The organism is Lentzea fradiae (assembly GCF_900100955.1).
Lineage (GTDB): Bacteria > Actinomycetota > Actinomycetes > Mycobacteriales > Pseudonocardiaceae > Lentzea > Lentzea fradiae.
Genome location: NZ_FNCC01000002.1, coordinates 512561 through 537721 on the forward strand (window position 1 = coordinate 512561; position 25161 = coordinate 537721).

The 25161-nt window shown below is 68.0% G+C and carries 37 protein-coding genes; 34 read left to right on the forward strand and 3 right to left on the reverse strand.

Annotation, left to right across the window (positions count from 1 at the left end; translation table 11 throughout):
- Positions 1 to 13 precede the first annotated feature (13 nt).
- The 31 genes from rplC to truA all read left to right on the forward strand — a co-directional run bounded on the left by rplC (position 14) and on the right by truA (position 17456).
- A complete protein-coding gene (rplC, locus tag BLT23_RS06555) occupies positions 14 to 664 on the forward strand; it encodes a 50S ribosomal protein L3 (RefSeq protein WP_090046568.1) in 651 nt (216 codons plus the stop codon).
- Positions 664 to 1350 carry a 50S ribosomal protein L4 gene (gene rplD / locus BLT23_RS06560; RefSeq protein ID WP_090046570.1) on the forward strand — a complete coding sequence of 229 codons (687 nt, stop codon included), beginning with the start codon at positions 664 to 666 and terminating at the stop codon, positions 1348 to 1350. The genes rplC and rplD overlap by 1 nt, the downstream gene beginning before the upstream one ends.
- The gene (rplW, locus tag BLT23_RS06565) at positions 1347 to 1646 is read left to right on the forward strand and encodes a 50S ribosomal protein L23 (RefSeq protein WP_090046572.1); all 300 of its coding nucleotides are present in this window, start codon (positions 1347 to 1349) and stop codon (positions 1644 to 1646) included. Before rplD ends, rplW begins: the two co-directional genes overlap by 4 nt.
- A gap of 19 nt (positions 1647 to 1665) precedes the next feature.
- A complete protein-coding gene (gene rplB / locus BLT23_RS06570) occupies positions 1666 to 2499 on the forward strand; it encodes a 50S ribosomal protein L2 (protein WP_089949047.1) in 834 nt (277 codons plus the stop codon).
- Between the two features lie 18 nt (positions 2500 to 2517).
- Positions 2518 to 2799, forward strand: coding sequence for a 30S ribosomal protein S19 (gene rpsS, locus BLT23_RS06575; protein WP_015105260.1), 282 nt, complete (start codon positions 2518 to 2520; stop codon positions 2797 to 2799).
- Positions 2800 to 2833: 34 nt separating this feature from the next.
- The gene (rplV, locus tag BLT23_RS06580) at positions 2834 to 3232 is read left to right on the forward strand and encodes a 50S ribosomal protein L22 (protein WP_090046574.1); all 399 of its coding nucleotides are present in this window, start codon (positions 2834 to 2836) and stop codon (positions 3230 to 3232) included.
- Positions 3232 to 4062: a 30S ribosomal protein S3 gene (gene rpsC, locus BLT23_RS06585; protein WP_090046576.1), complete on the forward strand. Its 831-nt coding sequence runs from the start codon at positions 3232 to 3234 to the stop codon at positions 4060 to 4062. The genes rplV and rpsC overlap by 1 nt, the downstream gene beginning before the upstream one ends.
- Positions 4063 to 4065: 3 nt before the next feature.
- Positions 4066 to 4485: a 50S ribosomal protein L16 gene (rplP, locus tag BLT23_RS06590; RefSeq protein ID WP_030473461.1), complete on the forward strand. Its 420-nt coding sequence runs from the start codon at positions 4066 to 4068 to the stop codon at positions 4483 to 4485.
- Positions 4485 to 4727, forward strand: a complete 243-nt coding sequence (gene rpmC, locus BLT23_RS06595) for a 50S ribosomal protein L29 (protein WP_089915286.1) — start codon at positions 4485 to 4487, stop codon at positions 4725 to 4727. Before rplP ends, rpmC begins: the two co-directional genes overlap by 1 nt.
- Positions 4724 to 5005, forward strand: a complete 282-nt coding sequence (gene rpsQ, locus BLT23_RS06600; protein WP_030473459.1) for a 30S ribosomal protein S17 — start codon at positions 4724 to 4726, stop codon at positions 5003 to 5005. Before rpmC ends, rpsQ begins: the two co-directional genes overlap by 4 nt.
- A gap of 70 nt (positions 5006 to 5075) precedes the next feature.
- Positions 5076 to 5444: a 50S ribosomal protein L14 gene (rplN, locus tag BLT23_RS06605; protein ID WP_030478306.1), complete on the forward strand. Its 369-nt coding sequence runs from the start codon at positions 5076 to 5078 to the stop codon at positions 5442 to 5444.
- Positions 5445 to 5446: 2 nt separating this feature from the next.
- A complete protein-coding gene (gene rplX, locus BLT23_RS06610; RefSeq protein ID WP_090046578.1) occupies positions 5447 to 5761 on the forward strand; it encodes a 50S ribosomal protein L24 in 315 nt (104 codons plus the stop codon).
- 2 nt (positions 5762 to 5763) lie between these two features.
- Positions 5764 to 6327 carry a 50S ribosomal protein L5 gene (gene rplE, locus BLT23_RS06615; protein WP_090046580.1) on the forward strand — a complete coding sequence of 188 codons (564 nt, stop codon included), beginning with the start codon at positions 5764 to 5766 and terminating at the stop codon, positions 6325 to 6327.
- 4 nt (positions 6328 to 6331) lie between these two features.
- Complete coding sequence (locus tag BLT23_RS06620) at positions 6332 to 6517, forward strand: type Z 30S ribosomal protein S14 (RefSeq protein WP_030473455.1); 186 nt, start codon at positions 6332 to 6334, stop codon at positions 6515 to 6517.
- A gap of 116 nt (positions 6518 to 6633) precedes the next feature.
- Positions 6634 to 7032 (forward strand): 30S ribosomal protein S8, encoded by a 399-nt coding sequence (gene rpsH / locus BLT23_RS06625; RefSeq protein WP_090046582.1) that lies wholly within the window; start codon positions 6634 to 6636, stop codon positions 7030 to 7032.
- Between the two features lie 12 nt (positions 7033 to 7044).
- The gene (rplF, locus tag BLT23_RS06630; protein WP_090046583.1) at positions 7045 to 7584 is read left to right on the forward strand and encodes a 50S ribosomal protein L6; all 540 of its coding nucleotides are present in this window, start codon (positions 7045 to 7047) and stop codon (positions 7582 to 7584) included.
- A 1-nt stretch (position 7585) separates the two neighbouring features.
- On the forward strand, positions 7586 to 7987 hold the full coding sequence (rplR, locus tag BLT23_RS06635; RefSeq protein ID WP_090046585.1) for a 50S ribosomal protein L18: 402 nt from the start codon (positions 7586 to 7588) through the stop codon (positions 7985 to 7987).
- A 34-nt stretch (positions 7988 to 8021) separates the two neighbouring features.
- Positions 8022 to 8630 (forward strand): 30S ribosomal protein S5, encoded by a 609-nt coding sequence (gene rpsE, locus BLT23_RS06640; protein ID WP_030473451.1) that lies wholly within the window; start codon positions 8022 to 8024, stop codon positions 8628 to 8630.
- Positions 8631 to 8632: 2 nt separating this feature from the next.
- Complete coding sequence (gene rpmD, locus BLT23_RS06645) at positions 8633 to 8818, forward strand: 50S ribosomal protein L30 (RefSeq protein WP_090046919.1); 186 nt, start codon at positions 8633 to 8635, stop codon at positions 8816 to 8818.
- Complete coding sequence (gene rplO / locus BLT23_RS06650) at positions 8815 to 9255, forward strand: 50S ribosomal protein L15 (protein WP_090046587.1); 441 nt, start codon at positions 8815 to 8817, stop codon at positions 9253 to 9255. Before rpmD ends, rplO begins: the two co-directional genes overlap by 4 nt.
- Positions 9256 to 9839: 584 nt before the next feature.
- On the forward strand, positions 9840 to 11150 hold the full coding sequence (gene secY / locus BLT23_RS06655; RefSeq protein WP_090046589.1) for a preprotein translocase subunit SecY: 1311 nt from the start codon (positions 9840 to 9842) through the stop codon (positions 11148 to 11150).
- Positions 11151 to 11711, forward strand: a complete 561-nt coding sequence (locus tag BLT23_RS06660) for an adenylate kinase (protein ID WP_090046591.1) — start codon at positions 11151 to 11153, stop codon at positions 11709 to 11711.
- Positions 11712 to 11761: 50 nt separating this feature from the next.
- Positions 11762 to 12538, forward strand: coding sequence for a type I methionyl aminopeptidase (map, locus tag BLT23_RS06665; RefSeq protein ID WP_090046921.1), 777 nt, complete (start codon positions 11762 to 11764; stop codon positions 12536 to 12538).
- 211 nt (positions 12539 to 12749) lie between these two features.
- Positions 12750 to 12971, forward strand: coding sequence for a translation initiation factor IF-1 (gene infA, locus BLT23_RS06670; protein WP_005166804.1), 222 nt, complete (start codon positions 12750 to 12752; stop codon positions 12969 to 12971).
- Between the two features lie 25 nt (positions 12972 to 12996).
- The gene (gene rpmJ / locus BLT23_RS06675; RefSeq protein ID WP_010148647.1) at positions 12997 to 13110 is read left to right on the forward strand and encodes a 50S ribosomal protein L36; all 114 of its coding nucleotides are present in this window, start codon (positions 12997 to 12999) and stop codon (positions 13108 to 13110) included.
- 221 nt (positions 13111 to 13331) lie between these two features.
- Positions 13332 to 13712, forward strand: coding sequence for a 30S ribosomal protein S13 (gene rpsM, locus BLT23_RS06680; protein WP_045309821.1), 381 nt, complete (start codon positions 13332 to 13334; stop codon positions 13710 to 13712).
- A 37-nt stretch (positions 13713 to 13749) separates the two neighbouring features.
- On the forward strand, positions 13750 to 14157 hold the full coding sequence (gene rpsK / locus BLT23_RS06685) for a 30S ribosomal protein S11 (RefSeq protein ID WP_033436732.1): 408 nt from the start codon (positions 13750 to 13752) through the stop codon (positions 14155 to 14157).
- 23 nt (positions 14158 to 14180) lie between these two features.
- Complete coding sequence (rpsD, locus tag BLT23_RS06690; RefSeq protein ID WP_030472035.1) at positions 14181 to 14786, forward strand: 30S ribosomal protein S4; 606 nt, start codon at positions 14181 to 14183, stop codon at positions 14784 to 14786.
- Positions 14787 to 14934: 148 nt separating this feature from the next.
- Positions 14935 to 15993: a DNA-directed RNA polymerase subunit alpha gene (locus tag BLT23_RS06695; RefSeq protein WP_090046596.1), complete on the forward strand. Its 1059-nt coding sequence runs from the start codon at positions 14935 to 14937 to the stop codon at positions 15991 to 15993.
- A 45-nt stretch (positions 15994 to 16038) separates the two neighbouring features.
- Complete coding sequence (gene rplQ / locus BLT23_RS06700; protein WP_090046598.1) at positions 16039 to 16608, forward strand: 50S ribosomal protein L17; 570 nt, start codon at positions 16039 to 16041, stop codon at positions 16606 to 16608.
- Positions 16609 to 16667: 59 nt separating this feature from the next.
- On the forward strand, positions 16668 to 17456 hold the full coding sequence (gene truA / locus BLT23_RS06705; RefSeq protein WP_176946626.1) for a tRNA pseudouridine(38-40) synthase TruA: 789 nt from the start codon (positions 16668 to 16670) through the stop codon (positions 17454 to 17456).
- 67 nt (positions 17457 to 17523) lie between these two features.
- On the opposite strand, the gene BLT23_RS06710 is transcribed toward truA, so the two are convergent.
- From BLT23_RS06710 to eccE, 3 genes are all read right to left on the reverse strand, one after another.
- The gene (locus tag BLT23_RS06710) at positions 17524 to 19086 is read right to left on the reverse strand and encodes a S8 family peptidase (protein WP_090046602.1); all 1563 of its coding nucleotides are present in this window, start codon (positions 19084 to 19086) and stop codon (positions 17524 to 17526) included.
- Between the two features lie 735 nt (positions 19087 to 19821).
- Positions 19822 to 20550: a hypothetical protein gene (locus tag BLT23_RS06715; RefSeq protein ID WP_090046604.1), complete on the reverse strand. Its 729-nt coding sequence runs from the start codon at positions 20548 to 20550 to the stop codon at positions 19822 to 19824.
- Positions 20547 to 21914 carry a type VII secretion protein EccE gene (eccE, locus tag BLT23_RS06720; protein ID WP_090046606.1) on the reverse strand — a complete coding sequence of 456 codons (1368 nt, stop codon included), beginning with the start codon at positions 21912 to 21914 and terminating at the stop codon, positions 20547 to 20549. Before eccE ends, BLT23_RS06715 begins: the two co-directional genes overlap by 4 nt.
- A gap of 117 nt (positions 21915 to 22031) precedes the next feature.
- On the opposite strand from eccE, the gene eccB reads away from it, so the two are divergent.
- From eccB to BLT23_RS40580, 3 genes are all read left to right on the forward strand, one after another.
- Positions 22032 to 23642 (forward strand): type VII secretion protein EccB, encoded by a 1611-nt coding sequence (gene eccB, locus BLT23_RS06725; RefSeq protein WP_090046608.1) that lies wholly within the window; start codon positions 22032 to 22034, stop codon positions 23640 to 23642.
- A 66-nt stretch (positions 23643 to 23708) separates the two neighbouring features.
- The gene (locus BLT23_RS06730) at positions 23709 to 24026 is read left to right on the forward strand and encodes a hypothetical protein (protein WP_090046610.1); all 318 of its coding nucleotides are present in this window, start codon (positions 23709 to 23711) and stop codon (positions 24024 to 24026) included.
- A 6-nt stretch (positions 24027 to 24032) separates the two neighbouring features.
- The gene (locus BLT23_RS40580; protein ID WP_090046612.1) at positions 24033 to 25130 is read left to right on the forward strand and encodes a WXG100 family type VII secretion target; all 1098 of its coding nucleotides are present in this window, start codon (positions 24033 to 24035) and stop codon (positions 25128 to 25130) included.
- Positions 25131 to 25161: the final 31 nt, after the last annotated feature.

Genomic DNA, 25161 nt, shown 5'->3' on the forward strand with positions numbered 1-25161 from the left:
GAGTAACGGACCAATGTCTGACAGGCAGATCAAGGGCATCCTGGGCACCAAGCTCGGCATGACTCAGGTCTTCGACGAGAACAACCGGGTCGTCCCGGTGACCGTCGTCAGGGCTGAGCCGAATGTCGTCACCCAGGTTCGCACCGAGGAGAAGGATGGCTACACCGCCATCCAGCTGGCGGCCGGCGCGATTGACCCGCGCAAGGTCAACAAGCCCGTCGCGGGCCACTTCGCCAAGGCCGGGGTCACGCCCCGTCGCCACCTGGTGGAGCTGCGCACGGTCGACGCCAGCGAGTACGAGGTCGGCCAGGAGATCACCGCTGAGGTGTTCGAGGCCGGCGCTGTTGTCGACATCACCGGCACCAGCAAGGGCAAGGGCACCGCGGGTGTCATGAAGCGCCACAACTTCCGGGGTCTCGGCTCCAGCCACGGCACCCAGCGCAAGCACCGCTCGCCGGGTTCCATCGGCGGCTGCGCCACCCCGGGTCGCGTCTTCAAGGGTCTGCGCATGGCCGGCCGCATGGGCCACGTGCGCGTCACGACCCAGAACCTGAAGGTGCACAAGATCGACGTGGAGAACGGCCTGCTGCTCATCAAGGGCGCCGTTCCCGGTCCCAAGGGCGGTCTGGTGTTCGTCAAGACGGCCGCGAAGGGTGGTGCCTGATGTCGACGGTTGAGATCCGTACGCCGGACGGCAAGTCCGCCGGCACGGTCGAGCTCCCCTCGGCTGTTTTCGACGCGCAGGCGAACGTCGCGCTGCTGCACCAGGTCGTCGTGGCCCAGCAGGCCGCCGCGCGCCAGGGCACGCACGCCACGAAGACCCGCGGCGAGGTGTCCGGTGGTGGCAAGAAGCCGTACCGCCAGAAGGGCACCGGTCGCGCCCGCCAGGGTTCGACCCGCGCTCCGCAGTTCGCAGGCGGTGGCACCGTCCACGGCCCGCAGCCGCGCGACTACTCGCAGCGGACGCCCAAGAAGATGAAGGCCGCCGCGCTGCGCGGTGCCCTCTCCGACCGGGCCCGCGCCAACCAGGTGCACGTCGTGTCCGGCCTGGTGGACGGGGACACCCCGTCGACCAAGACCGCGCGCAAGGTCCTGGAGTCGGTCACCCAGGCCCGTCGCGTTCTCGTGGTGCTCACCCGCGCCGACGAGGTCGCCTGGGTCAGCGTGCGGAACCTCCCGCACGTGCACGTGATCGCGCCCGACCAGCTCAACACCTACGACGTGCTCGTCAACGACGACGTCGTGTTCACCAAGGACTCGCTCGACGTGTTCCTGGCCGGCAAGTCCCAGCTGGGTGCTGGCTCGGCCGAGGCCACGGCGACCGCGGTGGACGAGGAGGCCTCGAAGTGATCCCCGACCACAGGGACGTCCTGCTCGCGCCCGTGATCTCCGAGAAGTCCTACGGACTGCTCGAGGAGAACAAGTACACCTTCCTGGTGGCGCCGGGCTCGAACAAGACGCAGATCAAGATCGCCGTGGAGAAGGTCTTCGGCGTGAAGGTCGTCAGCGTCAACACCATCAACCGGCAGGGCAAGCGCAAGCGCACCCGCACCGGGTTCGGCAAGCGCAAGGACACGAAGCGCGCGATCGTGACCCTGTCTTCGGACAGCAAGCCGATCGAGATCTTCGGCGGCCCTGCCGCCTGATGACGAGGACTGCGTAGAGATGGGCATTCGCAAGTACAAGCCGACGACCCCCGGTCGTCGCGGTGCGAGCGTCTCCGACTTCGCCGAGATCACTCGGTCGACTCCGGAGAAGTCGCTGATCCGCCCGCTGCACAAGCTGGGTGGCCGCAACGCGTCGGGCAAGATCACCACGCGGCACAAGGGTGGCGGTCACAAGCGGGCCTACCGCCTGATCGACTTCCGCCGCAACGACAAGGACGGCGTGCCGGCCAAGGTCGCTCACATCGAGTACGACCCCAACCGCACCGCGCGCATCGCGCTCCTGCACTACGCGGACGGCGAGAAGCGCTACATCATCGCGCCGGAGAAGCTCAAGCAGGGCGACACGGTTGAGAACGGCCCCAAGGCCGACATCAAGCCGGGCAACAACCTGCCGCTGCGCAACATCCCGGTCGGTTCCGTGATCCACGCGATCGAGCTCCGCCCCGGTGGCGGCGCGAAGATCGCCCGCTCCGCCGGTGCCTCGGTGCAGCTCGTGGCGAAGGACGGCCCGTACGCCCAGCTGCGGATGCCTTCGGGCGAGATCCGCAACGTGGACGTGCGCTGCCGCGCCACGCTCGGCGAGGTCGGCAACAAGGAGCACCAGAACATCAACTGGGGCAAGGCCGGCCGCATGCGGTGGAAGGGCAAGAAGCCCACCGTCCGCGGTGTCGCCATGAACCCCGTCGACCACCCGCACGGTGGTGGTGAGGGTAAGACCTCCGGTGGTCGCCACCCGGTCAACCCGGCTGGTAAGCCCGAAGGCCGTACCCGCCGCCGCAAGCCAAGCGACAAGCTCATCGTCCGGCGTCGTCGCACCGGTAAGAAGCGCTGAGCAGGGAGGGAGTGAAGGATGCCTCGCAGCCTTAAGAAGGGCCCCTTCGTGGACGACCACCTGCTCAAGAAGGTGGACGTTCTCAACGAGTCGGGCAAGAAGACCGTCATCAAGACGTGGTCCCGCCGGTCCACGATCATCCCGGACATGCTGGGTCACACCATCGCGGTGCACGACGGCCGCAAGCACGTCCCGGTGTTCGTGACCGAGGCCATGGTCGGGCACAAGCTGGGCGAGTTCGCCCCGACCCGCACCTTCAAGGGCCACATCAAGGACGACCGGAAGTCTCGTCGCCGCTAGGCGCCGAACTGAGAAGAGCAAGGGAAAAGCAGCGATGAACGCCCGTAAGGACGCTGAGGCGCAGGAGTTTCCGCGCGCCGTGGCTCGGGCTCGTTACGTTCGCGACACCCCCATGAAGGTGCGTCGCGTCATCGAGCTCATCAAGGGTCGTAACGCCAGCGAGGCCCTGGCCGTGCTCCAGTTCGCGCCCCAGGCAGCCTCTGAGCCGGTCGCGAAGGTGCTCGCCAGCGCCATGGCCAACGCCGAGAACAACCTGTCCCTGGACCCCTCCACCCTCTGGGTGTCGGTGGCCTATGTGGACGAGGGTCCGACCCTCAAGCGTTTCCGCCCGCGTGCCCAGGGCCGCGCGTACCGGATTCGCAAGCGGACGAGCCACATCACCATCGAGGTGGAGTCTCGTCCCAAGAAGTCCAGCGTGAAGGGAACGCGGTAGTGGGCCAGAAGATCAACCCGCACGGCTTCCGGCTGGGGATCACCACCGACTGGAAGTCCCGCTGGTACGCCGACAAGCAGTACGCCGAGTACGTGGCGGAGGACGTCAAGATCCGCCGCCTGCTCAGCAAGGGCATGGAGCGTGCCGGCATCTCCAAGGTGGAGATCGAGCGGACCCGTGACCGGGTGCGCGTCGACATCCACACCGCCCGGCCGGGCATCGTCATCGGCCGTCGTGGTGCCGAGGCGGACCGCATCCGCGGTGAGCTCGAGAAGCTCACCAAGAAGCAGGTCCAGCTGAACATCCTCGAGGTCAAGAGCCCCGAGTCGGACGCGCAGCTCGTGGCACAGGGTGTCGCCGAGCAGCTGTCCAACCGCGTCGCCTTCCGGCGCGCGATGCGCAAGGCCATCCAGTCGGCCATGCGTTCGCCGCAGGTCAAGGGCATCCGCGTGCAGTGCGGTGGCCGCCTCGGCGGCGCCGAGATGTCCCGCTCGGAGCACTACCGCGACGGCCGCGTGCCGCTGCACACGCTCCGCGCGAACATCGACTACGGCTTCTTCGAGGCCCGCACCACGTTCGGCCGCATCGGCGTGAAGGTGTGGATCTACAAGGGCGACATCGTCGGTGGCATCTCGGCCAAGCGCGCGCTCGACGCGGCCCCGGCTCAGGCCGACCGCGCTCCGCGCCGCGACCGTGGAGAGCGTCCGAACCGGGCCCGTCGCTCCGGTGCCAGCGGCACCACCGCGACGAGCACCGAGGCCGGTCGTGCCGCAGCTGACGCCACCGCGTCGGCCGAGGCCCCGGCTGCTGCAGAGAAGACGGAGAGCTGAGCCATGCTCATCCCTCGTAGGGTCAAGCACCGCAAGCAGCACCACCCGAAGCGGTCGGGTGCTGCCAAGGGCGGCACGAAGGTCACCTTCGGTGAGTACGGGATCCAGGCTCTCGAGCCGGCCTACGTCACCAACAGGCAGATCGAGTCCGCTCGTATCGCCATCACGCGTCACATCCGTCGTGGCGGCAAGGTCTGGATCAACATCTTCCCGGACCGTCCGCTGACGAAGAAGCCGGCCGAGACCCGCATGGGTTCCGGTAAGGGTTCGCCGGAGTGGTGGGTGGCCAACGTCAAGCCGGGTCGCGTCCTCTTCGAGATGGCCTTCCCGAACGAGCAGGTCGCTCGCGAGGCGCTCCGCCGCGCGATCCACAAGCTCCCGATGAAGTGCCGCATCGTTACGCGTGAGGGTGGTGAGTTCTGATGGCAGCGGGTACCACCGCTTCCGAGCTGCGTGAGCTCACCGAGGAAGAGCTCGTGCTGCGTCTGAAGGAGTCGAAGGAAGAGCTCTTCAACCTTCGCTTCCAGATGGCCACGGGCCAGCTCGACAACAACCGGCGGCTGCGCACGGTCCGGCACGACATCGCCCGGATCTACACCGTGATGCGGGAGCGGGAGCTCGGGCTCTCCGTTTCGCCGGATTCCACTGGTGAGGGTGCGGCATGACCGACAGCAACGAAGTTCAGACCGAGAAGCGCAACGACCGCAAGGTCCGCGAGGGCCTCGTCGTGTCCGACAAGATGGACAAGACGATCGTCGTGGCGCTCGAGGACCGCAAGAAGCACCCGCGTTACTCCAAGATCATGCGCTCCACCACCAAGGTGAAGGTGCACGACGAGGAGAACGCGGCGGGCATCGGCGACCGCGTCCTGCTCATGGAGACCCGGCCCCTGTCGGCGACCAAGCGCTGGCGGCTCGTCGAGATCCTCGAGAAGGCCAAGTAAGTCCTTTCTAGACAGACCGAGCCCGTCGGGTCGGAAATCCGGCGGGCCAGGAATGGTCAGGAGCAAGTAAGTGATTCAGCAGGAGTCGCGGCTTCGCGTCGCCGACAACACCGGTGCGAAGGAAATCCTTTGCATCCGTGTTCTCGGCGGTTCGGGCCGCCGCTACGCGGGCATCGGCGACATCATCGTCGCGACCGTCAAGGACGCGATCCCCGGTGCCGGCGTGAAGAAGGGTGACGTCGTCAAGGCGGTCATCGTTCGCACCGTCAAGGAGCGCCGTCGTCCGGATGGCTCGTACATCCGCTTCGACGAGAACGCCGCCGTGCTCATCAAGAACGACAACGAGCCCCGCGGCACCCGCATCTTCGGCCCGGTCGGCCGCGAGCTGCGCGACAAGAAGTTCATGAAGATCATCTCGCTGGCTCCGGAGGTGCTCTGACCATGAAGGTGAAGAAGGGCGACACGGTCGTCGTCATCGCCGGCAAGGACAAGGGCGCGAAGGGCAAGGTCATCCAGGCCTACCCGGAGACCGGCAAGGTCCTGGTCGAGGGCGTCAACCGGATCAAGAAGCACACCAAGATCACGCAGACCCAGCGGGGCGCGCAGTCTGGTGGCATCGTGACCCAGGAGGCCCCGATCAACGTCTCCAACGTGATGGTGGTCGACGCGGACGGCAAGCCGACCCGTGTTGGTTACCGGACGAACGACGAGGGCAAGCGGGTCCGCATTTCCCGTCGTAACGGGAAGGACATCTGATCATGACCACCGCAGAGAAGATCATCCCGCGGCTCAAGACGCGCTACCGCTCGGAGATCACCGGCGAGCTGCAGAAGCAGTTCAACTACGCCAACGTGATGCAGATCCCGGGTGTCGTGAAGGTCGTCGTCAACATGGGTGTCGGCGACGCCGCCCGTGACGGCAAGCTGATCGAGGGCGCCGTCAAGGACCTGTCGATCATCACCGGTCAGCGTCCCGAGGTTCGTCGGGCCCGCAAGTCCATCGCGCAGTTCAAGCTGCGCGAGGGCATGCCGATCGGCGCGCGCGTCACGCTGCGCGGCGACCGCATGTGGGAGTTCCTGGACCGCCTGCTGACGATCGCTCTCCCGCGCATCCGCGACTTCCGCGGTCTGTCGGGCAAGCAGTTCGACGGCAACGGCAACTACACGTTCGGTCTGAACGAGCAGTCGATGTTCCACGAGATCGACCCCGACTCGATCGACCGTCCCCGCGGCATGGACATCACCGTCGTCACCACCGCCACGAACGACGAGGAGGGCCGGGCGCTGCTGAAGCTCCTGGGCTTCCCGTTCAAGGAGAACTGAGTCGATGGCCAAGAAGGCGTTGATCAACAAGGCCGCGAAGAAGCCGAAGTTCAAGGTCCGGGGCTACACCCGGTGCCAGCGTTGCGGCCGCCCCCACGCGGTGTTCCGCAAGTTCGGCCTCTGCCGGATCTGCCTGCGCGAGATGGCTCACCGCGGTGAGCTGCCTGGCGTGAGCAAGTCCAGCTGGTAATTCAGAGCACCATTACTTCGCTGTAGGCCCGCACGCGACCGTCCTGGCCCCGTTCACCGGGGCCAGGTCTGGACCCCGAGCGGTGAACCGCAGCGAGAAAGGTTGACCAGGTCACCATGACGATGACCGACCCGATCGCAGACATGCTCACTCGTCTGCGCAACGCGAACTCGGCTTACCACGACAAGGTCGTGATGCCGCACTCGAAGTTGAAGGCCAACATCGCCGAGATCCTCAAGCGCGAGGGCTACATCGCCTCGTACCGCGACGAGGAGGGCGAGGTCTCCAAGAACCTCGTCGTCGAGCTGAAGTACGGCCCCAACCGGGAGCGCAGCATCGCGGGCCTCCGCCGCGTGTCCAAGCCCGGCCTGCGCGTGTACGCGAAGTCCACCGGCCTGCCCCGAGTTCTCGGTGGCCTGGGTGTGGCGATCATTTCGACCTCTGGCGGTCTCATGACCGACCGTCAGGCCAACAAGGCAGGCGTGGGCGGAGAAGTCCTCGCCTACGTTTGGTAAGGGGGAGTAGACATGTCGCGCATCGGTAAGCAGCCGATCATTGTCCCCTCCGGGGTCGACGTGAACATCGCCGGCCAGGACGTCAGCGTGAAGGGCCCCAAGGGCACCCTGTCGCTGACGATCGCTGAGCCGATCAGCCTGGTGAAGGCTGAGGACGGCACTCTCGAGGTCCAGCGTCCGAACGACGAGCGCCGCAACCGCGCGCTCCACGGCCTGTCGCGCACGCTCGTGCACAACATGGTCGTCGGTGTGACCCAGGGTTACGAAAAGAAGATGGAGATCCACGGCGTCGGTTACCGCGTCGCGCTCAAGGGCTCTGAGCTCGAGTTCGCGCTCGGTTACTCGCACCCCGTCAAGGTGGCGGCCCCCGAGGGCATCACCTTCGCGGTCGAGACCCCGACCCGCTTCTCCGTCTCGGGTATCGACAAGCAGCTGGTCGGTGAGGTCGCCGCCAACATCCGCAAGCTGCGCAAGCCCGACCCGTACAAGGGCAAGGGCGTCCGCTACTCGGGCGAGAAGATCCGTCGCAAGGTCGGAAAGACGGGTAAGTGACATGAGCGAGTCGACTGCTACGAAGCGCAAGCCGGTGGGCAAGGACATCTCCACCAGGCGTCGTGTTGCCAAGACCCGTCGCCACTTCCGCCTCCGCAAGAAGGTCAGCGGCACCGCCGAGCGTCCCCGCCTGGTCGTGCACCGGTCGTCGAAGCACATCACCGTGCAGGTCATCGACGACCTCAAGGGCCACACGGTCGCGTCCGCCTCCTCGATGGAAGCCGACGTCCGTGCGATGGACGGCGACAAGAAGGCCCGTGCGGCCAAGGTCGGCCAGCTGGCCGCGGCCCGCGCCAAGGACGCCGGTGTCACGGCGGTCGTGTTCGACCGCGGCGGCAACGCGTACCACGGCCGCATCGCCGCTCTGGCTGACGCCGCTCGCGAGGCGGGGCTGGAGTTCTGACAATGATCAACACCGGAATTGAGAGGGACGCCTGATGCCAGGACGTACGCGTCGCGAAGGCGGCGGGGGCGAGCGCGGAGAGCGCCGCGACCGTCGTGACGGCGGCCGCGGCGGCGCGGCCCAGGAGAAGACCCCCCACCTCGAGCGCGTGGTTGCGATCAACCGCGTCTCCAAGGTGGTCAAGGGTGGTCGTCGCTTCAGCTTCACCGCGCTCGTCGTGGTGGGTGACGGCGACGGCATGGTCGGCGTCGGCTACGGCAAGGCCAAGGAAGTTCCCGCGGCCATCGCCAAGGGTGTCGAGGAGGCGAAGAAGAACTTCTTCCGCGTGCCTCGCATCGCCGGCACCATCCCCCACCCGGTCCAGGGTGAGAAGGCCGCTGGTGTGGTCCTGCTGCGTCCGGCCTCGGCCGGTACCGGTGTCATCGCGGGTGGCGCTGTCCGCGCCGTCCTCGAGTGCGCCGGCGTGCACGACGTGCTGTCGAAGTCGCTCGGCTCCGACAACGCGATCAACATCGTGCACGCGACCGTGGCGGCCCTCAAGGGCCTGCAGCGTCCCGAAGAGGTCGCGGCCCGTCGTGGCCTGCCCCTCGAGGACGTCGCTCCCGCCGGCATGATCCGCGCTCGCGCGGGCCAGGGGGTGTGATCATGGCTCAGCTCAAGATCACCCAGGTGCGCAGCACCATCGGTACCAAGCACAACCACCGCGAGTCGATGCGCACCCTCGGGCTGCGCAAGATCCGCCAGTCGGTCGTGCGTGAGGACACCCCCCAGGTGCTCGGTCTGATCCACACCGTGCGGCACCTGGTGGTTGTTGAGGAGGTCCAGTCGTGACCATCAAGATCCACGACCTGCGTCCCGCCCCCGGAGCCAAGACCGCCAAGACCCGCGTCGGCCGCGGTGAGGGCTCCAAGGGCAAGACGGCCGGCCGCGGTACGAAGGGCACGGGCGCTCGCAAGAACGTCTCGCCGCGCTTCGAAGGTGGCCAGATGCCGCTGCACATGCGGCTCCCGAAGCTCAAGGGCTTCAAGAACCCGTTCCGCACCGAGTACCAGGTCGTGAACGTCTCCGACATCGCGGCCTCGTTCCCCGAGGGCGGTTCGGTCGACGTCGCGGCGCTGGTCCTGGCCGGGCTCGTCCGCAAGGGCTCGCTCGTCAAGGTGCTGGGCGACGGTGAGGTGAGCGTCAAGCTCGACGTCACCGCGAACAAGTTCTCCAAGTCCGCTGTGGAGAAGCTGGCCGCTGCCGGTGGGTCTTCCACCGTGGCGTGACCCGCGCTGCTTGGCTTGAAGGGCCCCGAGGCTTCGTGCCTCGGGGCCCTTCGGCGTTTGGTGTGGGGGCGGGGTCGCACCTGAGGGGGTCGTGGGGGGCCTGTGCTGGCCAGGGGTGGACCCGGGGCCGGGCCGACCGAGTCTGGGCCGTGCCAGGGGGCTGACCCGGGGCGCATCCCGCCAGGCCGTTGTCGTTGCTTCCGTGCGACGGCTGCCGGCACGAGCTCTGCCGGGTGCGCGGAGGTCGTCCAGTCGTGTTCCAGGAGGGTTCTGCGGTCAGCTGAAAGATTTGGTACCCGAGTGGGAACAGCCGGGGGTGCGCAAACGTTCGCGGGGGTGAGAAATGCCTGTTCGTAGCATGGAATTCGCGGAGTTTCTACCCCGGACGGGCTAGTGTGCCGGTGGGAGATCAACGAGTTGCAACCTGTGATTGGCCACTGGGTACGGCCAGGTCGTGGGGGACTGTTAGAGTCGCGGGCTGAACCCGGATGTCCTCCGGGTTGCTTGGTCGTGGCTGCCTGCTGCGGCCTGCCAACTACCGCATGTGCCGGTCCCTGGGGGTCGGCAACGCTCAGGAGGTTCGCGTGCTCGGCGCATTCCGCTCGGCTCTCGCGACGCCGGATCTACGCAAGAAGATCCTGTTCACGCTCGGGATCATCGTTGTGTACCGGCTTGGTGCGACCATGCCCGCGCCGGGCGTGTCCTTCAAGAACGTGCGGGCGTGTGCCGAACAGCTCGAAGGCCAGAACATCTACTCGCTGATCAACCTGTTCAGCGGTGGCGCTCTGCTCAACCTGTCGGTGTTCGCGCTGGGGATCATGCCCTACATCACCGCGAGCATCATCATCCAGCTCCTCACCGTGGTGATCCCGCGGTTCGAGCAGCTGAAGAAGGAAGGGCAGGCCGGTCAGGGCAAGCTGACGCAGTACACGCGGTACCTGACGATCGGTCTCGCGATCCTGCAGTCGACCGGTCTCGTGGCGCTGGCGGTGCGCGGGCAGCTGTTCGGTGAGTGCGACCAGGACGTCATCCCCGGCAAGGACAGCCTCTTCACCCTCATCGTGCTGGTCATCACCATGACCGCCGGTACCTCGGTCATCATGTGGCTGGGCGAGCTCATCACCGAGAAGGGCATCGGCAACGGCATGTCGTTGCTGATCTTCACCGGTATCGCCGCCCGCATCCCCGCCGAGGGCAAGAACATCCTCGACAAGAGCACGGTCACCTTCGTCCTCGTCTGCGTGGCCGCTCTGGTCATCATCGCGAGCGTCATCTACGTCGAGCAGGCCCAGCGTCGCATCCCGGTGCAGTACGCGAAGCGCATGATCGGCCGCCGCATGTACGGCGGCACGTCGACGTACCTCCCCCTCAAGGTGAACCAGGCCGGCGTCATCCCGGTCATCTTCGCCTCGTCGCTGCTCTACCTGCCGGACCTGATCGTGCGGCTCACCCAGGGCTCCTCGGCCGAGCCGAACTGGTTCTCGACGTTCGTCCAGACCTACCTGGTCAAGCAGTCGAGCTGGGTGCACATCGCGTCGTACTTCCTGCTGATCGTCTTCTTCACGTACTTCTACGTCGGCATCACGTTCAACCCGGACGAGCGCGCTGACGAGATGAAGAAGTTCGGTGGCTTCATCCCCGGCATCCGTCCTGGTCGCCCGACCGCCGAGTACCTCAAGTTCGTCCTGGGTCGCATCACGCTCCCCGGTTCGCTCTACCTCGGCATCGTGGCGATCCTGCCGAACCTGTTCCTGGACCTGACCGGTGACGGCCAGAACCAGAACTTCCCGTTCGGCGGCACCGCGGTTCTGATCATGGTCGGTGTCGGTCTCGACACCGTGAAGCAGATCGAGAGCCAGCTCATGCAGCGCAATTACGAAGGGTTCCTCCGCTAGATGCGACTCGTTCTCGTTGGCCCGCCGGGTGCGGGCAAGGGCACCCAGGCCGAAGTGCTGAGCCGCAAGCTCGGTGTGCCGCACATCTCGACGGGCGACCTCTTCCGGTCACACATCAGCAACCAGACCGAGCTCGGCCTCGAGGTGCAGAGCATCCTCGACGAGGGCGCGCTCGTGCCGGACTCCATCACGAACGAGATGGTCCGCAAGCGTCTGGCCGACCCCGACGCCGCGAACGGGTTCCTGCTCGACGGGTTCCCGCGCAACGTCGCGCAGGCGGACAAGCTGGGTGAGTTCCTCGCTGTGGGCGGGCACAAGCTCGACGCGGTGCTGGAGTTCCGGGTCGACGAGGACGTCGTGGTGGAGCGGCTGCTCGCCCGCGGTCGCACGGACGACAAGGAAGAGGTCATCCGGCACCGCCAGCAGGTGTACCGCAACGAGACCGCGCCGCTGCTCGACTACTACGCCGACAAGGTCGTCTCCATCGACGCCGTCGGCGAGATCGACGAGATCAGCGAGCGGGCGCTCGCCGCGCTGCACTCCCTGCGCGACGAGAAGTGACCGGTGGACTGCTTGACCGGCTCCGCTCCGTCGTCACGGGTAGTGAACGCATGATCGAGATCAAGACCCGCGGCCAGCTGGAGGCCATGCGCGCCTCCGGCCTGGTCGTGGCGAAGGCACTGCGCAACGTCGTCGACGCGGTGAAGCCCGGCGTGTCCACGTGGGAGCTCGACGAGATCGCCGAGCAGACCATCCGCGACGCCGGCGCCATCCCGTCGTTCAAGGGCTACCACGGCTTCCCGGCGAGCATCTGCGCCTCGGTGAACGACCAGATCGTCCACGGCATCCCCAGCAGGACCCAGGTCCTGGCCGAAGGCGACCTGATCTCCATCGACTGCGGCGCGATCCTCGACGGCTGGCACGGCGACTCGGCCGTCACGGTCGGTGTCGGCGAGCTGTCGCCCGCCGACCACAGGCTGTCCGAGGCGACCCGGCTGTCGATGCTCGCGGGCATCGAGGCGGCGGTCCCCGGCGGGCGGCTCACGGACATCTCGTTCGCCATCGAGTCCTCGGCCATCGAGTCGGGCGAGCGCGACGGCATCGAGTACGGCATCGTCGCGGACTACGGCGGCCACGGCATCGGCACCAAGATGCACATGGACCCGTTCCTGCCGAACTACGGCAAGCCCGGCAAGGGGCCGAAGCTCAAGGTCGGCATGGCCATCGCGATCGAGCCGATGCTGACGCTCGGCACCGACGACTCCCAGGAGCTGGAGGACGGCTGGACCGTCACCACGCTCGACGGCACGCGGGCCGCGCATTGGGAGCACAGCGTCGCCATCACCGAGGACGGACCCTGGGTGCTGACCGCGCCCGAGGAGGGCTGAGCCTCCAGTTCGTCACCGGCCCCGTCCGCCTGATCAGGCGGGCGGGGCCGAGCGGTTCGCGGAGGACCCCGATTTGGGTTGGCGGGGGGACCTGCGTACACTGGTCAGGTGGCGCACCACTCGCGCCGGTTCAGTCATGCCCTCGCAGGTGAGATCGAACCGGGCTGACGCGCGTCCACTGTTTCTATCACCGTCACGAAACGCGGAGGACATGGGCAAGAAGGACGGGGCCATTGAGGTCGAGGGCCGCGTAGTCGAGCCGCTCCCCAACGCGATGTTCCGCGTCGAGTTGGAGAACGGTCACAAGGTGCTCGCACACATCAGCGGCAAGATGCGACAGCACTACATCCGCATCCTCCCTGAGGACCGGGTTGTCGTGGAGCTCTCGCCCTACGACCTGTCCCGCGGGCGCATCGTCTACCGCTACAAGTGACCTCCAATAGCAGGAGATCTCAGGCGTGAAGGTCCAGCCGAGCGTCAAGAAGATCTGCGACAAGTGCAAGGTGATCCGCCGTCACGGGCGGGTCATGGTGATCTGCGAGAACCTGCGCCACAAGCAGCGCCAGGGCTGAGCAGTTCCACTCGCGCTCGTCGAGATCCTCGATGACGCAGTAACGAGACACTCCTCGCACCTGCCGCACGCAGGGCTTCGACGCGTGCGGACAACCCCCGGATTCCAGGCCGGGGCCGGGACACCGGCTGTGAGAGCAGCCGGACACGACACACAGCGAGTCAGTCACCGGAACCGGGCGAGGAGCAGACCTGGAAGTAATCGACAGGAGTTAACCGCCACATGGCACGACTCGCTGGCGTCGACCTCCCCCGCGAAAAGCGGATGGAGATCGCGCTCACCTACATCTTCGGCATCGGTCGTACGCGCTCCAAGGAGCTGCTCGCCGCCACGGAGATCTCCCCGGACCTCCGGGTGAAGGATCTGACGGACGACGACCTCGCCAAGCTGCGGGACCACATCGAGACGAACTACAAGGTCGAGGGTGACCTTCGCCGTGAGGTCGCGGCCGACATCCGTCGCAAGATGGAGATCGGTTGCTACGAGGGTCTTCGGCACCGTCGCGGCCTGCCCGTTCGCGGTCAGCGCACGAAGACGAACGCCCGTACCCGCAAGGGTCCGAAGAAGACCGTGGCCGGCAAGAAGAAGGCCGGCAAGAAGTAAGACCTCGGGTCTGTTGTCCTCAACTTAGGAGTTTGTTTTGCCACCCAAGTCCCGCACGGGCGCCGGGGTCAAGAAGGTCCGGCGCAAGGAGAAGAAGAACGTCTCGCACGGCCAGGCGCACATCAAGAGCACGTTCAACAACACCATCGTGTCCATCACGGACCCGATGGGCAACGTGATCAGCTGGGCGTCCGCCGGCCACGTGGGCTTCAAGGGCTCGCGCAAGTCCACGCCGTTCGCGGCGCAGATGGCTGCCGAGAACGCCGCCCGCAAGGCCGCCGAGCACGGCATGCGCAAGGTGGACGTGTTCGTGAAGGGTCCCGGCTCCGGCCGTGAGACCGCGATCCGTTCGCTGCAGGCCGCCGGTCTCGAGGTCGGCACCATCCAGGACGTGACCCCGCAGCCTCACAACGGCTGCCGCCCGCCCAAGCGGCGCCGGGTCTGAGGAACGGGGAGGAGTAAGAACTCATGGCTCGTTATACGGGACCCGCGACGCGCATCTCGCGTCGCCTCAAGGTCGACCTCGTTGGTGGGGACCAGGCGTTCGAGCGCCGTCCGTACCCGCCCGGCCAGCACGGCCGTGGCCGGGTCAAGGAGTCCGAGTACCTGCTGCAGCTCCAGGAGAAGCAGAAGGCTCGCTACACCTACGGCGTGCTCGAGAAGCAGTTCGTGCGCTACTACAAGGAAGCGGTTCGCCGTCCGGGCAAGACCGGCGAGAACCTGCTCCAGATCCTCGAGGCCCGCCTCGACAACGTGGTGTACCGCGCGGGCCTCGCCCGCACGCGTCGCCAGGCTCGCCAGCTGGTCAGCCACGGGCACTTCCTGGTCAACGGCCACAAGGTGAACATCCCGAGCTACCAGGTGTCGAAGTTCGACATCATCGACGTGAAGCCGAAGTCCATGCCGACGCTGCCCTTCGAGGCCGCCCGCGCGTCCTTCGGTGACCGCCCGATTCCCGCTTGGCTGCAGGTCGTTCCGTCGAACCTGCGCATCCTCGTGCACCAGCTGCCCGAGCGCGCGCAGATCGACACGCCTGTCACCGAGCAGCTCATCGTCGAGCTCTACTCGAAGTGATCCTCTCCGGGTCACCGTCCCCCGTGGACGGCGACCTGGGCCGGGTCCCGCATCGGCGCGAAGGGTGTGCCGAGTGCGTTTGCCGGTCTCCGCACCGGCGTCGTGACGGCGTCAAATAGCGGGCGTCGTTGTAGAAAGGTTGAACCCAGTGCTGATTTCCCAGCGCCCCTCGCTCGGCGAGGAAGCGGTCTCCGAGACCCGTTCCCGGTTCGTCATCGAACCGCTGGAGCCGGGCTTCGGTTACACGCTCGGCAACTCGATCCGCCGCACGCTGCTCTCGTCGATCCCCGGTGCCGCAGTCACGAGCATCCGGATCGACGGCGTGCTGCACGAGTTCACCACGGTTCCCGGGGTGAAGGAGGACGTCACCGACGTCATCCTGAACCTCAAGGAGCTCGTCGTCTCGTCCGAGGAGGACGAGCCGGTGACCATGTACCTGCGCAAGCAGGGCCCCGGTGTGGTGACCGCGGGCGACATCGTGCCTCCGGCCGGTGTCACCGTGCACAACCCCGACCTGCACATCGCGACCCTGAACGGCAAGGGGAAGCTGGAGATCGAGCTCGTCGTCGAGCGCGGTCGCGGCTACGTCCCCGCTGTCCAGAACAAGCAGGCGGGCGCCGAGATCGGCCGCATCCCCGTCGACTCGATCTACTCGCCGGTTCTCAAGGTGACGTACAAGGTCGAGGCGACTCGTGTCGAGCAGCGCACGGACTTCGACAAGCTGATCCTCGACGTGGAGACCAAGCCCTCGATCACCCCGAGGGACGCGGTCGCTTCCGCGGGCAAGACCCTGGTGGAGCTGTTCGGCCTCGCTCGCGAGCTGAACATCGACGCCGAGGGCATCGAGATCGGCCCGTCGCCGGCCGAGGCCGACACCATCGCCGCGTTCGCGATGCCGATCGAGGACCTGGACCTCACCGTCCGGTCCTACAACTGCCTCAAGCGGGAAGGCATCCACACCGTCGGCGAGCTCGTGTCGCGCAGCGAGGCGGACCTGCTGGACATCCGCAACTTCGGTGCGAAGTCGATCGACGAGGTCAAGATGAAGCTCGTCGGCCTCGGCCTCGCCCTGAAGGACTCGCCTCCTGGGTTCGACCCGTCCGCCGCCGCGTCGGACTACCACGCCGGTGACACCGGCTGGGGTGCCGCCACCGGCCTGGACCCGCACGACGACGGCCAGGACTACGCGGAGACCGAGCAGCTCTGACGCTCTCAGAGCAGAGGATCTCTTTAGCTACTACAGGAGCAAGCGATGCCCACCCCTACCAAGGGCCCCCGGCTCGGTGGGTCTCCGGCACACGAGCGGCTGCTGCTCGCCAACCTGGCGACGGCGCTGTTCGAGCACGGCCGGATCAAGACCACTGAGGCGAAGGCGAAGCGGCTGCGTCCGTACGCCGAGAAGCTCATCAGCAAGGCGAAGGCCGGCGACCTGCACAACCGCCGCGAGATCATGAAGGTGATCCGCGACAAGGACGTCGTGCACAAGCTGATCGCCGAGATCGGTCCGTTCTTCAGCGACCGCTCCGGTGGCTACACCCGCATCACCAAGACGCTGGCGCGCAAGGGCGACAACGCCCCCATGGCCATCATCGAGCTGGTGCAGCAGAAGCTCGTCTCCACGGAGGCCGAGGCTGCGCGCAAGACCAAGTTCGCCAAGGACGAGAAGCCGGCCGCGGCCGCCGAGGTCGAGGAGACCAAGGCTGACGAGGTCAAGGCCGACGAGGTGAAGGACCAGGACGCCGAGGCGCCCGAGTCCGCCACCAAGGACGCCTCCGACGAGCCCGCCGAGGGTGCCGAGGCCAAGGCCGAGGACAAGTCCTGAGCGGTACGTCTGCTGACGAGCCCGTCGTTCCCGGTTCCGGGGGCGGCGGGCTCGTTCGTGTGCGCCTCGACCTGGGGTATGACGGGACCGAGTTCTCCGGCTGGGCACGGCAGCCTTCCCGTCGCACCGTGTGCGGCGTCCTCGAGGACACCATGTCGATGGTGTTGCGGGAGGACGTCGTCCTGACCGTGGCCGGCCGTACCGACGCCGGGGTGCACGCCACCGGACAGGTCGCCCACGTGGATCTGCCTGACTCGGTCGACGTTCCCGGACTGCCTCGGCGGTTGGCCCGGGCTTTGCCCGCTGACGTGCGGGTGTTCTCGGCTCGGGTGGTGCCGGCTGCTTTTGACGCCCGGTTCTCGGCGTTGCGGCGGCATTACGAGTACCGGGTCACCGATTCGCCTTTCGGGGCGCATCCGTTGCGGCGGTTGGACACGTTGGCCTGGCCTCGGGCGTTGGACGTCGATGCCATGAACGCTGCTGCCGAGTTGTTGCTGGGGGAGCACGACTTTTGTGCGTTCTGCAAGCGGCGTGAGGGGGCCACGACGATTCGGGAGTTGCAGCGGTTGTCGTTGGAGCGTGGTGAGGATGGTGTTGTCACCGCGTTCGTTTCCGCTGATGCCTTCTGCCACTCCATGGTTCGGTCTCTGATCGGGGCTCTGCTGGCCGTGGGGGAGGGGCGGAAGGGGGTTGAGTGGCCCGCTTCGTTGTTGTCGCTCTCCGGGCGGGCCAGCGGGGTTTCCGTGGCTCCTGCTCACGGGTTGTCGTTGGTTCGGGTCGACTTTCCCGGGGACGGGGAGCTGGCGGCTCGGGCTGAGGTCACCCGGCGGGTTCGCACGTTGTCTTGATGGTTGGCGCATGGAGAAGCCCCCGGCGGGTGCCGGGGGCTTCTCCATGCGATGGCTGGTGTGCGGGTCAGAGGTCGAGGGTCCAGGAGTCGATGTAGCCGGTGTCCTGGCGGTAGACGTCACGGACTCGCAGCTGCCAGATGCCCTTGGCGTCCTCCGCGGCCACGTTCACCTTGTAGGTGGCCTTCAGGTCCTTGCCGCTGTCGCTGCCGTTGTTGACCTTCAGAAGCTTCACGGCGCCTGAGGGGGTGATCAGGGCCAGTTCCAGGTCGCCGCGGAAGGTGTGCTTGATGTCGACGCTCACCGCGGTGGTGGTGCTGGCCTTGCCGAGGCAGTCGGTGATCTCGATGCTCGACGTGACCGACGAGGCGTCCGGGATGTCCGTGCGGGTGTCGTTGGTCGCGGTCGGGCACTCGCCGGGCGGGAAGCCGGGGGCGCCGCCGACGATGTGCAGGAGCTTGTTCGGGGAGCCGTTGCCGGGGTTGCCGACCACGTCGCTGGTCGCGTTGTCGACCAGGGCGTCCCGGACCTGCTGCGGGGTCGAGTCGGGGTACGAGGACAGGTAGACCGCCGCCGCGCCCACCACGTGCGGGGTGGCCATCGAGGTGCCGCTGATGGTGTTGGTGGCCTCGTCGTTGGTCAGCCAGGCGCTGGTGATGTTGCGGCCCGGCGCGAAGATGTCGAGGCAGTTGCCGATGTTCGAGAAGTCCGAGCGGGAGTCGGTGATGTCGGTCGAGCCGACCGTGATGGCTTCGGGGGTGCGGGCCGGTGAGGTGCTGCAGGCGTTGGCGCCGTAGTCGTTGCCCGCTGCGAGGCCGTAGGTGACGCCTGCCGCGATGGAGCGTGCCACCGCGTCGTCGACGGTCTGGTTGGCGCCGCCGCCCAGGGACATGTTGGCCACGGCGGGCTTCTTGGCCGGGTTGCCGGTGACGTCCTCGGTGACCCAGTCGATGCCCGCGATGACGCCCGCGAAGGTGCCGGAGCCGGAGCAGTTCAGGACTCGGACGGCGACCAGCTTCACGTCCTTGGCGACGCCGTACTTCGTGCCGCCGACGGTGCCCGCGACGTGGGTGCCGTGGCCCTGGCAGTCGGTCGAGTCGTCATCGTTGTCAACGGTGTCGCGTCCCGACACGGCGCGGCCGCCGAAGTCGGTGTGGCTGAAGCGGATGCCCGTGTCGATGATGTAGGCGGTGACGCCCGCGCCGCGGTTCGGGTAGGTGTAGCTGTCGTCCAGCGGGAGCGACTGCTGGTCGATGCGGTCGAGGCCCCAGGACGGGGTCGGGGTCTGGGTGTCGCTGAGGTGGACCTCGCCGTCCTGCTCTACGTAGGAGACGGCCGGGTCGGCTGCCAGACGCTTCGCCTGGGATTCGGACATTTGCGCCGAGAAGCCGCGCAATGCGGTCTTGTAGGTGTGCTTGACCGTCGCGTTGTACTTGGCGCTCAGGGCTTCCACGCTCGTCGTGCTCATGTCCTTCAGCACGACGATGTAGTTGTCCTTGACCGCGCCGGGCGCCCCGAGGTTACGAATCTCCCCCTCGGGCGCAGCGGTGGCCGTCACGGACGACAGGACGAGCGCAGTGCCCGCCACCAGCCCGATTCCAGCCGCTCGTCTGGCCCACGATTCTCCCATAGCAGCAAGCTCCCTCGTAGCAGGGTTGTGCAGGTGAGAGTTTTCTTAGTGGCGCGGACTGATTGTCCACAAGACGGTCCACGAAATTACGTTCGAATGGCGAATCAACAGATTTGGCCGGAATGTGAATTAGTTGGTTCCGCTGATCTATGGACAGAACAATTGCGTCCCGAACGACGAAGCGGTCATAGCGAAGCTATCGGAGGCCGCAAGACGACCCGGCGGAGGGGCCGGGAGAGGGGAGAAGAGAGGAACGGCAGAGCGGCCGGGAGAGGGGCGGCAGGGGGCCGGGAGAGGGGGCGAGAGAGGGGCCGCGCGGAGCGATCCGGGCAACGACCGGACGAGGCATCGCCGGGTGGGACACCGGGCATCGGGCTGTGTCGGCGCTTCGCCGGGCGGGGGCGCCGATGTGGACGGCCAGGATTCTGAGGGGCGCGGACCGGGTGGGCGTCTGCCGGGCGCGGATCGTGCGAGGACCGGCTGGCTTCTCTCGGCGCGGACTGGGGCGCGGATCGGGCGAGCACTGGCTGGCTTCTGTCGGCGCGGCCTGGACGCGGAACAGGCGCGGATCGGGCGTGGCCGGGCTCGGGGTTGCGAGTTCGTGTCGGTCGTCCGGGTGCCCCTTCGGGTCAACCGCCGGAGGCGATTCGGCCCGAAGCGGCACCCGGACGACCGACTCAAGACGAACGAGCCGCCGCCGCGGAGCGGCGGCCGTCGAACACAGCGGCAGATAACTCAGTCGCCTCGGCGGACTGCTCCGAGGATCTGCTGTTCGGCCGGGGTGGTGTAGAGGCGCAGGTGCGCCCACATGTCCTGGCCCATCGCGATGACCTGGTCGTCCTTGAGCTGGGTCAGCTGCTGGAACATCTGCGGGCGCAGGCGCCACATCTGTCCTGCCAGCTGGGCCTGGCCCATCGGGAGGCGCTGGAGCAGCACGAGGTCCGCGTTGTTCGCCGTCGTGGACGCCTGCGGGTGCAGGTACGGCAGGACGTACATCGTGGTCTGCCACGGGGCGCGGGGCGGGAACAGCTCCTGCGGGACGTGGCCGCCGTCGTGGATCACCAGCAGCGGCATGTCCTCGGTCGGGCGCGGGAGGTCCGCCGGGGACAGCCGGCGCAGCTGCACCAGTTGGGACGGACGGCCGTCCGGGCCCTGGCCCGCGGCGCGCACGACCTGCTGCCACGCCTGGGGGCGGCCGGTCGCGATGATGATCCACGCGCCGGTCGCCATGGCGCGCACGGCGATCTGGCGGGCCAGGTACAGGCCGCCCACGGCGACCATGCGGGTCGGGGTCGGGCGCAGCACGGACACGCTGAGCGGTTCGCCCTTGGGGCCCTGGCCGAGCAGCATGCCACCGCGGTCGCTGCTGGGGCTGACCAGGTCGAGCATGTTCGGCGACACCAGGAACTCCGGTGCCACCGTGCCGCGGCCGCGCGAGTCGAGCAGGCGGGTCGACGAGCTCATGCCGCACCTCCCAGCGGCAGCGTCGCGGCGAGACCCGCGAGCTGCGCGCCCCGCAACGGGGTCAGCGTGATGTCGAGCTTGTCGCTCAGCTTCGAGAGCTGGTCGTCGGCGCGGTCGAGCTCGCTCGGGGTGCGGGCGCTGACCCGCACCAGGCCGCGCAGCGAGACCTGGCCGTCCTCGCGGGACGGTGAGATCGACAAGGCCAGAGTGGACGAGAGAGCGCGCACACCGGTGAGGGAGTTCAGGTTGCCCTTGAGGCCCTTGGACGGCCAGCCGGTGATCGCGTAGCTCGCGTGGCCGACGCCGCCCGCGGTGACGCCCGACCACTTCTCGCGCAGCGACACGGGCTTCGTGTTGCCGACGGCCGCGGTGAGCTCGGCCGACGAGATCGCGGCGCGCAGCAGCTCGTCCGAGTCGAGCGGGCGGATCGTGACGCCGGCGGACTCCAGCGCGTTGCGGACGCGGGACAGCGCGCCGATCAGCGCGCGGTGGGCGCCGACGACGCCGCCGCCGCGCTCCCTGATCGCCTCGCCGCAGCGGCGCGGGTCGAGCCGGACGGTGATCCACGTGGTGCGCCTGGCCGCCGCGGGCAGCGGGCCGAGCACCTCCTGGTACGAGCCGACGGCCGGGGCGTTCGGCGGAAGTGCCGCGCTGCCGGGGTAGCAGTGCCAGATCACGGTGATCGCGTCCAGCACCACGCCGCGGTCCTCCAGGCACGGTGCGAGCGCTCCCAGGGGCAGCGGCGGTGCCGTGCCGACGGCGGAGATCAGCGGCGGGGTCGGGTCGACCAGCAGCACCGCGGTCCACACGCCGTCGTGCCACGCCAGTGCGAGCGGGCGGCGTTCGTGGTCGACGCCCTTGGCGATCACCAGGTCCGGGATCGCGAGGCGCAGCAGCGCGACGCGCGGGTCCTCGGGGCCGAGCACCGGCAGCTCGTCGTCACCGGGCTTGGACTCCTGCTCCACGCGCTTCGCGGTGCGGGTGTGCGAGCGGAAGTTGTAGCGCAGCCGGACGCCGATCCACTGGGTCAGCCAACGGCCGCGCGACCGCGTGAAGGCGAGCACCAGTGCGATGAAGAGCACACCGCCCGCAATTGAGACGGAGACGACGTTCAACGCGCCCGCGTCGTTCTTCACGCCCATCAACGCCAGCACGAGGAGTGCGATGGCGAGACCGATCTCGATCGTGACTACGTTCGAGACGGGCAAGGAGCCAAGACTGACGTTGGCCGTTCTGCGACGGACACGTCCGACCGGACGAGGAGGCGCGGGTGGCTGCCGGCCAGGACCCCCTGGTCCACCTGGACCCTGCGGCCGAGCCGTCCCTGGGTTGGGGCGGGGCGGATGTGGAGTGGTCACGGACATCCGTTGTTGTCTCTTTCCCCTCGACGGTCGGTGGGCTTGGCGAACCGGCCCACGAAGCAACCTGCGTCCGGCTATCCTGCCGAACCGTACCGCGACTGGGAGAGCAGCGAGCCGAGAATGGCATCAACACCCACCACCAAGTCACAGGTCCAGGCCTACCAATTCGTCCTGCGGCGGATGCAGTCCGCTCTGGTCCGCAGAGACGCGGTGATGCTGCATGACCCCATGCGCAACCACTCGCGGGCGACAGCGGTCGGTGTGGTCCTCGGGATCGTCGGTCTGCTCGGCTTCCTGGTGTTCGGTCTCTTCAAGCCGGCGCCGAAGCTCGACGACCAGACGCAGATCGCCATCAGCAAGGAGAGCGGCCAGGTCTACGTCGTGGACTCCTCCCCGCGGAGGCTGATCCCGATGACGAACCTGGCGTCGGCCCGGCTGCTCTGGTTCTCCCGCAACAGCCCCGACGAGCAGGCCGGTGGCGGCGACGCCCCCGGCGGCACCGCGGGGGTCTCGCAGGGCGCCGCGGGTGGTGAGCCGAAGCTCGTCGACGAGGCGGCGCTCGCGAACCTGCCGCGCGGCAGGCTCACGGGTCTGCCCGACGCGCCGGACGTGCTGCCGAAGCCCGAGATGCGCATCGACGCGCAGTGGTCGGTCTGCGACACGCTCGACCTGGACGAGTTCCGCGAGAACCAGGCGGTGGAGAACCAGATCAGGACCTCCGTGATCGCCGGTGTGAGCGGCGGCAACCCGGAGCTCGGCGACGAGGCCGTGCTGGTGCAGCAGCGCACCGGCGCGAAGAAGGCGTACCTGATCTACAAGAAGCCCAACAACCTGCGCGACATCTCGTCGTCGACGGTCCGCGCCGAGGTGGACCTCCGCGACGACAAGGTGCTCAACGCGCTGGGGCTGCGCGGCAAGCAGCCGCGCGCGATCAGCACCGCGCTGCTCAACGCCATCCCCGAGGTCGCGCCGCTGGTCGCGCCGGAGGTCGAGAACCAGGGCGAGCGGGCGACGTACGTGACCGAGACGCGGGTGAACATCGGTGAGGTCGTCTCGGTGGACCTGACCGGCTCCGCGCAGTTCATGGTGGCGCTCAAGGACGGTTTCCAGGACATCGACCAGACCGTCGGCGACCTGCTGCGGTTCGCGTACTCCAACGCCAAGGAGCCGATCAAGCTCTCGCCGAACGCGGTGTCCGGCAACAAGAACCCGTCGAAGCCGCTGACGCTCGACTCCTACCCGGCGAAGATCCCGAGGACGCTGGAGGCGAACGCCGGCAACACCGTCGTCTGCCTCGGCTGGAAGGCCGAGAACTTCACCGAGCAGACCAAGGCCGAGCACACGTCGGTGACGATCGGCTCGAAGCTGCCCGGTCCCGCCGACATGGCGCCGGTGCAGCTGAACGCGGCGGGTGCCGCGGGCGAGATCATCGACGAGTTCCTGATGCTGCCGGGCAAGGCCGGCGTCGTGCGGGCGAGCCAGGGCAAGGGCGACTTCGGGACCGGCCCGGTGCAGGTCGTCACCGGCCGCGGGGTCCGCTACGGCGTCCCGGACCAGGCCACCGCGTCGGCGCTGGGCCTCGACGGCACCTTCCCGCCTGCGCCGAACCAGATCCTGAGCCTGCTGCCGATGGGCCCGCAGCTCAACAAGAACGAGGCGAACCGCAGCTACGACGCGATCCCCACGCCGAAGGGCACGATCACCGACCCGCAGGCGGTCGTCCGGAAGTAGCGGAACCGGTCCGGGTGCGGCACCGTCCAATCGGACGAATGCACCCGGACTCGTTAGGGGAACGCCGTGGCCGGTCGGATATCCGTCGACCCGGAGTGGCTGGAGCAGTACGCCGACCGGATCGACGGCACGACGGACGATCTGAGGCGCGTGCGGGACGCCATGAAGGTCACGCCGCTACGCCCGCAGTCGTTCGGTGAGATCGGCAGGACCGCGGGCACCGTCCAGGCATACGCGCGGGCCGCGGAGCTGCTCAACTCCCAGCTCGCCCGTGCCTGCGACACGCTGGACGCGGCCGCCAAGGGCCTGCACGCCGTCGCGAAGGAGCACGGGCACCAGGAGGACGAGAGCCTGCGGCTCATCGAGAAGGCCGACCGGAGGTAGGGACCCGTGGCCAAGGACGGCAGGCAGATCGCGGCCGAGGTGGCTCCCGAGCTCGACTACCTCTCGCGGGTGAGCCGCAAGCTCGGCGTCGTGGACCTCGTGCACGACTACTTCGACCCGCTGGTGGGCGACTGGAACGACCTGCGCGAGGAGGCCGTGCGCTGGCGCAAGGCCGCCGAGGTGACCGACGCGGTGACCAAGCACGTCTCGGCGCCGCTGGGCGGTGTGGACGCGCGGTGGCAGGGCGCGGACGCGGACGCGTTCCTCGACCACATGCGCCAGGTCGGGCTCGCGGGCGGGGACATGTCCGACGCGATGAACGCCATGGCGGACGCGTTGGAGGAGACCGCCGAGGGCGTGCGCGACATCGTGCAGGACATGGCGCACGTGCTCGCCGACGTCGCCGACTCGGTGTCGGGCACGGCGTCGCTGCCCCTGGAGGGCGACCAGCGCGCGGTCCGGCACATCGAGGACGTCAAGGAACCGGTGCGCGAGCTGCACGAGTCGGCGCGCCAGGTGATGGAGGCGTTCCTCCGGCTGTGCGACGGGCTTTCCGGTGAGGCCAGGGGCTTCGACGCCGTGCGGATGGAGCACCGGTACCCCGAGAAGGACTGGACCTACACGGCACCGGCCAAGCAGGCCGTGACGCTGCCCGAGGCGGCCACGGCGTCCGCGACGGCCTCCGCCGGAGCCGCCGTGCCGGCCGGTGGCGGCGGTGCGGCCGGTGGTGTCGGCGGTGCCGGAAGTGGTGCCGGAAGTAGTGCCGGCAGCGGCGTCGGCTCGGCCGGTGTCCCCGCCGCCGCGACGCCCGCGTCCCCGATGCAGTTCGGTGGCGCCACAGGCGTCGCTGAGCAGGCTCCCGCCCCTGCCGGGGGTGCGGGCACCGCCACGGCCGCCGCGGCCGTGGGAGGCCGTCCTGGGGGCGCTTCCGGCGGCATGGGGATGGGCATGGGCGGCATGGGCATGATGGGCGGGATGATGGGCGGCCAGCAGGGCGGCGGCGACAAGGAGCACAAGCCGAAGCAGCGGCTGAGCGGCACGATCGAGGACCTGCTGGGCAAGCCCAAGAAGGCCGCGCCGAAGACCATCGGCGACGAGGACTGAGCGGTTCTTCCCCAGAAGCGGTTCTGCCCGG